The following is a 266-nucleotide window of genomic DNA, read 5'->3' as shown; positions in this document are numbered from 1 at the left end:
CCCTTTGTCTCACCCTCTGTCAGACTCTCGAATATAGCGTTATATGTCCTGTCTGGCTCATCGAAAAAAACAAGCGGCTTTTCTTCATCTGTGTGAAGAATATAGTTCAATTCCTCCTGTTTTTTCTTCAATTCACTTTCACTACTGAATGCAAATAGCACTTCTAGGGTTATCACTCTAACAGGTAATCTAGTAACACGAAGAAAACCGCCTGGGCGGTTCCCTATCGTGTCAATTTTCACCTCTCGACCCACAACACCCCTACC

At 43.2% G+C, this 266-nt stretch carries 1 protein-coding gene; it reads right to left on the bottom strand.

The features are described 5' to 3' along the window. A partial coding sequence (locus tag R0J92_RS23595) for a distal tail protein Dit (protein ID WP_411053462.1) occupies window positions 1–242 on the bottom strand: 242 nt, incomplete at its 3' end. Between the last annotated feature and the right edge of the window lie 24 nt (window positions 243–266).

The sequence above is a fragment of the Tritonibacter sp. SIMBA_163 genome, assembly GCF_046535935.1.
In the GTDB taxonomy this organism is placed as follows: Bacteria; Pseudomonadota; Alphaproteobacteria; order Rhodobacterales; family Rhodobacteraceae; genus Epibacterium; species Epibacterium scottomollicae.
Note: the sequence above shows the minus strand (reverse complement) of the source record. Positions and strands in the feature narration are given on the sequence as shown.